The following is a 9,349-nucleotide window of genomic DNA, read 5'->3' as shown; positions in this document are numbered from 1 at the left end:
GAGCGGCTTCAGCCGCGACAGGATCTATCGGTAGCGCCTGTCGCGGCTGAAGCCGCTCCTACAGAGGGCCGCTCCGTCCTGAAGAGCGGGAGAACCCATGCCGAAGATCCGCCATGGCAGCCCTTGATACGCCGCACAAATTTGTAGCCCCCATCTTCACCCTCTGTTAAAGTCCGCGCCCAGCGCTGCCGGGTCCGGCAGCCAGGCACAGCCGCCGCCATGCCTCCGTCCGATCCTGCTTCCACGGAGCGATGCGCGTGCGCGTCAACTTGCTGTTGCTGTCCGTTTCCATTGCTGCGGTTCTGGCCAGCCCGGCGCACGCGCTGGCCGCCGAAGCGGCTGCGGCCGATCCCACCACCCTGGACCGCATCGTCGTCACCGGCGAGAAGCGCGAGCGCACGCTGCAGGACACCACCAGCAGCGTGGCGGTGACCACTCAGGCGCGGATCGAGCAGGAAAACCTGCAGAACCTCTACGAGGTGTTCAATCGCACCGCCAACGTGTCACAGAGCTACGGCGATCTGGGCTTCACCATCCGCGGTATCCGCGACATCGACGGCGGCGGCGATGCGCCGCTGGCCACCATCTACCTGGACGGCGCGGCGCTGCCGCGGACCGCGACCAGTTCGGCACCGCTGAGCATGTGGGACCTGCAGCAGGTGGAGATCCTGCGCGGGCCGCAGTCCACGTTGCAGGGCGAGAACGCGCTGGCCGGCGCGGTGATCCTGCACACCGCCGAGCCGACCATGGACTGGGAAGGCAAGGTGCGCGTGCTGGCGTCCGATCCGTCCGACCGCACCCTGGCCGCGGCGTTCGGCGGCCCATTGGTGGCCGACGAACTGGCGTTCCGCACCTCGGTCGAGCAGCGCAGCTTCGATGGCTACCTGTGGAACGACACGCGCCAGGCCTCCGACGATGCGCAGCATGCGCTGACCTACCGCGGCAAGCTGCTGTGGACCCCGTCGGCGATCGAGGGCCTGCGGGTCCAGCTCGGCTACACCAAGGCGCACCGCACCGGGCCATACCTGTACGTGTACCTGCACACCGACGAAGCGGGCGCCTTCAAGCGCCGGGTCAACCACGACAACGTCCCCAACCGCAACCGCACCGACAGCGACATCGCCACCCTCAACGTCGACTACGCCCTCAACGCGGCCTGGTCGCTGTCGGCGGTGACGGCGTGGAACGAGGTGGACCTCGACAGCACCTGGGACGGCGACCGCAGCGCGGTGCAGATCGCCGATGCCAGGCGCGTGACCGGCACCCGCACCACCTCGCAGGAGCTGCGCCTGAACTACGACGGCCAGGCGGTGGAGGGTCTGTTCGGCGCGTACTGGGCCAGGCACGAGACCGAGGACGACCTGGTCAATCGGCTCGACGTGAACACCCCGCTCGCCACCATCACCCGCCTGCTGCGCGGCGCCGGCTTCCCGGCCGCCAACGCGGCGGCGATCTCGGCCGCGTATGGGCGGGCGTTGCCGGTGATCCCAGTGTCGTACGTCAGCGCGTCGCCGACCACCTCGGAGAACCGCGCGCTGTTCGCCGACGGGCAGTGGCATGTCGGCCGCGGCTTCTCGCTGATCGGCGGCTTCCGCTACGACCGCCAGCGCTACGAGATGGCCTCCAGCACCGACGCGACCTTCGTCGGCACCTATCCGAGCCCCGCCAGCTTCGCCAGCCCGGGCACCGCGCTGTACCAGGCGATCGATGCGATCAACGCCGGCGTGGCCGGCATCGTCGCCTCGGCCAGCGGCGAGGTGCCGAACAACGCGCGCGACTTCAGCGCGTTCCTGCCCAAGCTCGGCGCGCGCTATGAATGGAGCCCGGACCTGGCCGCCAGCCTGGTGGTGCAGCGCGGCTACCGCTCCGGCGGTTCCAGCTTCAACACCGCGCGCAGCCAGGCCTTCGCCTACGACCCGGAATACACCTGGAACTACGAGGCCGCGCTGCGCTCGCAGTGGCTGGACGGACGCCTGAGCGTCAACGCCAACGCCTACTACATCGACTGGAAGGACAAGCAGGTCTTCGCCTTCTTCGGCCTCAACGACTACGACTACAACACCATCAACGCCGGGCGCGCGCACCTGTACGGCTTCGAGCTGGAGGCCAGCCACCGGCTCGGCGAGGGCTTCGACTGGTATGCGTCGCTGGGCTATTCGCGCACCCGCTTCGACGAATTCAAGACCGTGGTCGGCGCCGAGATCACCGACTATGCCGGCCGCGAGTTCGCCTACGCGCCGCGCTGGACCGCGGCGATGGGCGCCAACTGGCGCTTCGGCGGCGGCTGGGTCGCCAACCTCAACGCCAACTTCCGCGACAAGGTCTACACCGACATCGGCACCGACTCGCCGCAGCTGGCCTCGCGCACGCTGGTCAATGCAAAATTCGGCTACGAGACCCTGGACTGGAGCGCCTGGGTGTTCGCCAACAACCTGCTCGACAAGCAGTACCTGCAGTACCGCTGGACCGACCAGCCGATCGCCGTCCTCGGCGCACCGCGCGTGGTCGGCATCGGCTTCGAGATGCGCTGGTAAACGCCCATGGCCATGCACGCACTGACCACCGCTGTGTACCTGCTCGCCGCACCGCTGGCGGCGCTGGCGTTCTACCTGGCCACCGCGCACCAGCGCCTGCGCCCGGCCTGGCGTCGGCATGCGCGCGCGCTGCGCGTGGGCGGCGTGGCGCTGTCGGCGCTGGCGCTGGCCGCGGCGATCGTCGCGCTCGGGGTGTGGGCCGGAACGTTCGCGGCGCTGAGCGCGCTGATGCTCGCCGCGGTCGCGTTGCCGTACCTGGACGCCTGGCGGCAACTGCGCGGAGGCCACGCCGATGTGGGCTAGGTGGTTGGCGGCGATCGCGCTGGGCCTGCCGCTTGCGGTGGGCGTGGTCGGGCTGTGCGTGCTGCTGTGGCCGGGCGCGCTGCAGGTGCACACGCTGCCCTGGCTGCTGCTGATGTTCCCGCTGTGGATCGGCGCGATGTCGCTGGCGTTCGTGTTCCGCAGCGGCGCGCGCGCCTGGCTGTGGCTGGGCCTGGCCACGCTGCTGTGCCATGGCCTGCTGTACGCGTTGAAGGCCGGCGGCCTCGTGCAGGTGACGGTATGAAGGCGGCGACCCTGCGCCAGTTCCTGTCGGCGCACAGCTGGATGGGCCTGCTCGCCGGCATGGCCTTGTTCATCGCGTTCTACGCCGGCGCGATCACCGTGTTCACGCACGAGCTCAACGACTGGCCGCGCCCGGCCGCCGCGGTCGCGCCGCCGGCGCAGGCACCGGAGCAGGCCACGCAGGCATTGGCCGACGCGGTGCTGGCGCGGCACCCGGCGCTGGCCGAATCGTTCACCCTGACCCTGCCGGGCGAGCACGGCGCGCAGCCGCGGCTGTACGCGTTCGGGCCGCCGGCGCAGCCGTTCGGCGGCACCGTGCAGTTCCAGCCCGGCGCCGACGGGCAACCGCTGCAGCTGCCGCAACGCACCGGTTTCGTCGACTTCCTGTACGACCTGCATTTCACCGCCGGCTTGCCGCGCACCTTCGGCACCTACCTGTTCGGCGTGGTCTGCATCCTCTATGGCCTGGCGTTGGTCAGCGGTGTGGTGCTGTACGCGCCGGTGTTCCTGAAGGACCTGTTCGCGCTGCGCCTGGGACGCAACGTCAAGCGCGTGTGGCAGGACGCGCACAACGTGGTCGGCATGCTGTCGTTGCCGTTCCATGTGATCTTCGCCTGGTCCGGCGCGGTGCTGGCGCTGGGCGTGCTGCTGCTGGCGCCATTCCAGTACCTGGTGTTCGACGGCAAGCTGATGCAGGTGCTGGAGCCGGATCTGGAACTGACGCCGCACGTGCAGCCGGCGCACATCAAGGCGCCGCCGCTGCCGGTGGCCGAGCTGCTGGCGCGCGCGCGCGCGGCCAGTCCTGGCCTCGAGCCGGAAAGCCTGTCCTTCCACGACGCCGGCGATGCCAATGCGCGCGTGGAAATCTACGGCCAGCACCCGCAGCGCCGGCTCAACACGCTGGCCGGCGTGGCCATGGAAGCGGCCACCGGCAAGGTGCTGCGGGTGCTGGCGCCGCAGGACATGTCGCCGGGCGTGGCGTCGCTGCGCGGGCTGCAGGCGTTGCACTACGCCAACTTCGGCGGGGCGCCGGTGCGCTGGCTGTATTTCCTGCTCGGCTTGGGCGGCGCGTTCCTGTTCTACAGCGGCAATCTGCTGTGGGTGGAGGCGCGGCGCAAGCGCCGCCAGCAGGCGCAGCCGTGGCGCACGCATGCGATGGCGCGGCTCACCGTCGGCCTCTGCCTGGGCTGCGTGGCCGGCGTGTCGGCGCTGTTCGTGGCCGCACGCCTGTTGCCGCCGGGGCAGGAACGCATCGTGTACTACGCGGTGTTCGGCCTGGGCGTGGCGTGGGCGCTGTTGCGCCCCACCGCGCGCGGCGCCTACGAACTGCTGCTGGCCTGCGCCGTGCTCACCGCGCTGGTGCCGCTGGCCGCGCTGCGCGGTGCCGGCGGCTGGGTGGCACCGTGGAGCAGCGCGCTGCTGCTGGCAGTCGACGGCTGCGCATTGGCACTGGCCTGGACGTACTGGCAGATGGCGCGCGCCACCTTGCGCCGCGGCCGCCAGGGCGATCCCAACAGCGTGTGGGCGCTGCCGGCCAAGACCTGAGCGCGCCCGCGCGCGGCGGCGAACGCGCCAGCGACGCGGTAGCGCCAGCCAGCGCTGCCTGAATGTTTGGCTCGAAAGCCGTGCCGCGGCACGCGTGCACCGTGGGTCAAAAAGTGGACAATCGCGCGCCAGTGATTTCTCATGTCCCTGGAAGTCGGAGCCGGCAGCGTCAGCGCTGTGCGTCGCGCGGTCGCATGGTGTGGCCGTCACCGTGTTCTGCCACGCTGCGTCTACAGGGGATCGCATGCACCATCGCCACGAAGGGCCGCCCGACGTTCCGTCCGGCGACGCCTATGCCCGCCAGTTGCGCGACGGCTTCGCCACGCTGCGTTTCGACTCGCCGCTGGAATTGGCCTATCGCCGCCATACCGCCGCGACCATGGGCTTCGCGCAGCGCGTGGCGGCCTCGCTGGGGGTATTGATCGCGTTGCTGCTGCTGGCATGGGACGCGCTGCATTTCGGCTGGCTGGGCGGCGCCGACCTGGCCGGCTACGCGGTGGCGGTGCGCGCCGCGACCTTGCTGGCGCTGCTGTGGGTGGCGGTGTCGATCCATCGCGCGTCCTCGCACGGGCCGGGCCGGGCCGCATTGCTGTTGCTGGTCGGCGGGACCGGGCTGGTGCTGTCCAGCATCGGCTACCCGCCGCAGGAACTGCGCTATGCCGCGGCGGTGATGACGCTGGTGATCGTCGCCGGCTTCTTCCCGCTGGGCCTGGCGCTGTGGCAGAGCGTGGCGGTGGCGCTGGCGTTGTGCGCGATCAGCGCCGCGGCCGCGCACCTGCTGTTGGACGGCGCGGCGCAGGACGCCTACCTGCGGCTGCAATGGCTGCTGTGGGTCGCGGTGCCGATCGGCGCGGTCGGCGGCTACCTGCGCGAGCATTCTCGGCGCGAAGGCTTCCTGCAGCGTCGCGTCCGCGACGACGAGGCCCTGCGCGACGCGCTCACCGGCCTGGGCGATCGCCGCCGCTTCGACGAGCACCTGGCGGTGGCGCTGGCCGAAACCCGGCGCCTGCAGCACGGGCTGGCGTTGATCCTGGTCGAACTGGACGGGTTCGCCGCCTTCGTGCAGCGCTATGGTCCGCGCGAGACCGACCGCGCCGTGGTGGACGTGGCCGAGGTACTGCAATGCCTGCTGCGGCCGATGGACGTGACCATGCGCATCGACGCCGATCGCTTCGCGCTGGTGCTGTACGACGCCAGCGGCGCGCACCTGCGGCAGGTGGCGCCGGCGCTGCGCGACATGGTCGAACTGCTGGCGATCGAACATGCCGACATGGCGTCCGAACAGCTCAGCGTCAGCATCGGCGCGCTGCTCGCCGCGCCCGCCGACACCGCCGCCACGCTGCTGGAACGCGCCGAAACGCTGCTGCAGCGCGCACGCATCGGCGGCGGCAACCAGGTGGTGCTGGCTGAGGAGACGGGCTGGTAGCGCGGCCGGTATCGACGCGGGCTTGGGCTTTCCTTGAGTGCTATTGCACATAGTAGGAGCGGCTTCAGTCGCGACGGGCGCTACCGGTAACGCTTGTCGCGGCTGAAGCCGCTCCTACAAATAGCGGTTCCAGTTCGACAGAAGATGCTGAGGCGTGCGATCCGGATGAAGTCGCTGCCACGGCCTGCTGGCAAGCAATCGAAAAACACGCTCCCGGCTGCCCCGCAGCGTCAGCCTCAGAACGTCCCGCGCTGCACGAACGGCGCCTGCTGGTACAGGCGGCGCTCGCCGCCGCGCGGGTCGTGCGCCAGGCGGCTGTCCGCGTCGAACAGCATGGTCTCGCGCTGGGCGAGCGAATACGCTTCCCAGCGCGGCAATGCGGCATGGTTGGGATCGCCGTGGCGGGCAAAGGCGAGCAGCGCTTCGCTCATCGCATCGGCCACGCGCTGCGCGTCGGCGCCGTCGCCGGTGCGCGAGCCGGGCTGGCGGATGTTGTCGAACAGCAGCGGAATGTCGAGGCCGTGGAACGCGCCGAACTTGCCGCCGTCCAGCGGCGAGCCCCAGTCCAGCTGGTAGGCCCAGGTCGGTGCGCCCTGCCGCGCGCGCGCCTCGGCCTCTTCGATCGCGCCGCGCCACGAGCGTCCGGCGGTGGTGGCGGCGAAGAACACCTCGCTCGGCGTGTACTGCGGATACAGCCGGCGGTATTCGGCGATCACCACTTGCGGCAGCAGGTCCACGTATTGCTCCTGTTCCAGTTTCGCCGGCAGCGTGTCCCAGGTCAGCGTGAAGTTGGCCGGATCGTTGCCGAGGAAGGCGCGGGTCTCGTCGTGGGTGTTGCCGATCACCATCGGGATCTGCGCCGACTGCGGCGGCGCGTCGGGCCAGAACGGGTGCCGGTGCAGCACCTGCGCGTCCAGCACCGGCCCCAGGTACAGGCCGGTGTTTTCCACCCGCGAGGGATCTCGGGTGCGGGTGGCCTCGAGCAGGCGTTGCATCGGCAGCGTGCGCAACGCCGCCAGTTGCGTGGCATCGAGTTGCAAGGCCTGCAGCAGCAACTGCGCGCGCTGCGTGGCTGCGCGTGGGCCGGCGGCGGTGACCTGCTGGCCGCTCATCGTCCAGGCGCGATGGAACAGGCCTTTTGCGGTCGGCATCGCCATCAGCGTGGCGATCTTGGCGCCGCCGCCGGACTGGCCGAACACGGTGACGTTGCCGGCATCGCCGCCGAATTCGGCCGCGTGCTGGCGCACCCACTGCAGCGCCTGCACCAAGTCGAGCTGGCCGACGTTGCCGGATGCGGCGAAATCGGCACCGCCAAGCTGCGCCAGGTACAGATAGCCGAACGCGTTGAGGCGGTGGTTGACGCTGATCACCACCACGTCGCCGCGCCGGCACAGGCGCACGCCGTCGTACTGCGGGTCGCTGCCGGAGCCGTTGTTGTAGGCGCCGCCGTGGATGTAGAACAGGATCGGGCGCTTCGCGCCATCGCGCAGGCCGGGCGTCCACACGTTGAGGAACAGGCAGTCCTCGCTGACCGGATCGAGCTTGAGCTGCGGCGCCGAGGCGGCGTAGCCGCTGCAGTCGCGCACGCCGCGCCAGGGCTGCTCCGGCAGCGCCGGCTGGAAGCGGCGCGGCGCGGTGTCGGCGCCATAGGGAATGCCCTTGAACACCTGCACGCCCTGGTCGCGATAGCCGCGGATGCGCCCGCTGCGGGTGCGCGCCAGCGGCGCTTGTGGGTCGGCGGGTGCGGGTGCGGCGTCGGCGCGAGCGCCCGGCAGGGCGCCGCTCAGCGCCAGTGCGCCGAGCGCGCCGCCGTGCAGGAAACGGCGGCGGCCGTAGTCGTCGGGTGCCGTGGACACGGCGGCGGCAAGGTCGGCAGGCGGTGTGGCGGCGGGCGTGGTGGTCATGCGTGGCGGAGTCCGTGGGCAGGCGCCGCCGGCCACGGGCGAAGGTCCGGGCCGGCAGCGGAAAGGGTCGGGTGGATGCGGCGCGGCGCTATGCCAAGCGCCGCTCGGGGCGGTGCGATGCAGGCGGCGTGCGGCGCTCGGTCATGACGGTCTGGTGCATGGCAATGCGGCAGCGCCTGTTACTGCTTCGGCGCGGCAGGCGGGATGGGCGCCAGCGCGGTCGCATCGCCCTGCACGCTGCGCATCCATTCCAGCGCCAGCGTCGGCCAGGCGGCCAGCGGCAGGCCGGCGATGCCACGGGTGCCGAACCCGTGGCCGCCATGCGCGAACAGGTGCAGTTCCGCCGGCACCCCGGCCTGGCGCAGCGCCTGGTAGAACAGCAGGCTGTTCTCCACCGGCACCACCCGATCGTCCTGCGCGTGTACCAGGAAGGTCGGCGGCATCGCCGGAATCACGCGGTTCTGCAGCGAATACGCGGCCATCGTGGGGGCATCGGCATGCTTGCCCAGCAGCCGCAGGCGCGAGCCGGTATGCGCCGAGGTGCCGCTGCCCATGTCGATGACCGGGTACAGCAGCAGCAGGAAGTCCGGCCGCGCGCTGAGCCGGTCGATCGCATCGTGCGCCGGATAGACGCGCTCGTCGTAGCGGGTGCCGAGGCTGGCGGCAACGTGGCCGCCGGCGGAGAAGCCGATCGCGCCGACCCGCTGCGGGTCCACGCCGTAGTCGGCGGCACGCGCGCGAATCAGGCGCAGCGCGCGCTGCGCGTCGGCCAGCGGCAGGTCGCGCTGCGCCGCCGCGTCCGCGCCGCCGGCTTCCGCGTCGGGCAGCCGGTAACGCAGCACGAACAGGGTGATGCCGGCCTGTTCGGCGAAGATCGGCAGCAGCGCCGTGCCTTCCTTGTCCAGCACGATGCGCGCGTAGCCGCCGCCGGGGGCGACCAGCAGCGCACTGCCGTTCGGCGTCTTCGGCCGGTACACCACCAGATAGGGCTGGTAGCGGCCGCTGATGGCGCGGTCGGGCAGCGCCGGATCGTCGCTGCGGTCGACGATGCGCGCCTGCTCCGGATCGGGCGCGGAACCCGGCGCCGGACCCGGCCACAGCGGGATGCGCGCCGCCTGCTCGACGGCGGTCTCGCTGCCGGGATGCTCCGCGGCCGCGGCAGGGCCGGCGCCGGCCAAGCCGACGACCAGCGCCAGCAGCGCGCCACGTGCAGCCGGCCGCACCGCGCGCGACAGCGCCGCCACGATGCCAGTGCACGACAGCCCTCGTGGCGCCGCTGCGGCTGTGCCCGGCTCCGGCCTGCCGATCTCTTTCTGGATTCGCCTCATTGCCATGTTCCCTCACAAACGTACGCGCTCGATCGGCCGCCTCGGCAA

7 protein-coding genes are annotated in these 9,349 nt (G+C 71.1%); 5 read left to right on the top strand and 2 right to left on the bottom strand.

The features are described 5' to 3' along the window. Positions 1-257 precede the first annotated feature (257 nt). The 5 genes from VDQ83_RS14190 to VDQ83_RS14170 all read left to right on the top strand — a co-directional run bounded on the left by VDQ83_RS14190 (position 258) and on the right by VDQ83_RS14170 (position 6,069). On the top strand, positions 258-2,534 hold the full coding sequence (locus VDQ83_RS14190) for a TonB-dependent receptor (RefSeq protein ID WP_455435436.1): 2,277 nt from the start codon (positions 258-260) through the stop codon (positions 2,532-2,534). Between the two features lie 6 nt (positions 2,535-2,540). Then, positions 2,541-2,837, top strand: coding sequence for a hypothetical protein (locus VDQ83_RS14185; protein ID WP_455435435.1), 297 nt, complete (start codon positions 2,541-2,543; stop codon positions 2,835-2,837). Next, complete coding sequence (locus tag VDQ83_RS14180; RefSeq protein ID WP_455435434.1) at positions 2,827-3,099, top strand: hypothetical protein; 273 nt, start codon at positions 2,827-2,829, stop codon at positions 3,097-3,099. The genes VDQ83_RS14185 and VDQ83_RS14180 overlap by 11 nt, the downstream gene beginning before the upstream one ends. Continuing rightward, a complete protein-coding gene (locus VDQ83_RS14175) occupies positions 3,096-4,643 on the top strand; it encodes a PepSY-associated TM helix domain-containing protein (RefSeq protein ID WP_455435433.1) in 1,548 nt (515 codons plus the stop codon). The genes VDQ83_RS14180 and VDQ83_RS14175 overlap by 4 nt, the downstream gene beginning before the upstream one ends. A gap of 244 nt (positions 4,644-4,887) precedes the next feature. Further along, positions 4,888-6,069, top strand: coding sequence for a diguanylate cyclase domain-containing protein (locus VDQ83_RS14170; RefSeq protein ID WP_455435432.1), 1,182 nt, complete (start codon positions 4,888-4,890; stop codon positions 6,067-6,069). Positions 6,070-6,305: 236 nt separating this feature from the next. Here the strand turns inward: VDQ83_RS14170 and VDQ83_RS14165 are convergent, their stop codons facing one another. Beyond that, complete coding sequence (locus VDQ83_RS14165; protein ID WP_455435431.1) at positions 6,306-7,973, bottom strand: carboxylesterase/lipase family protein; 1,668 nt, start codon at positions 7,971-7,973, stop codon at positions 6,306-6,308. A 179-nt stretch (positions 7,974-8,152) separates the two neighbouring features. Continuing rightward, positions 8,153-9,307, bottom strand: a complete 1,155-nt coding sequence (locus VDQ83_RS14160) for an alpha/beta hydrolase (protein WP_455435430.1) — start codon at positions 9,305-9,307, stop codon at positions 8,153-8,155. Positions 9,308-9,349 lie beyond the last annotated feature (42 nt).

This window comes from Xanthomonas sp. WHRI 7945, from assembly GCF_035026585.1.
This window is presented reverse-complemented; position numbering and strand designations above follow the sequence as displayed.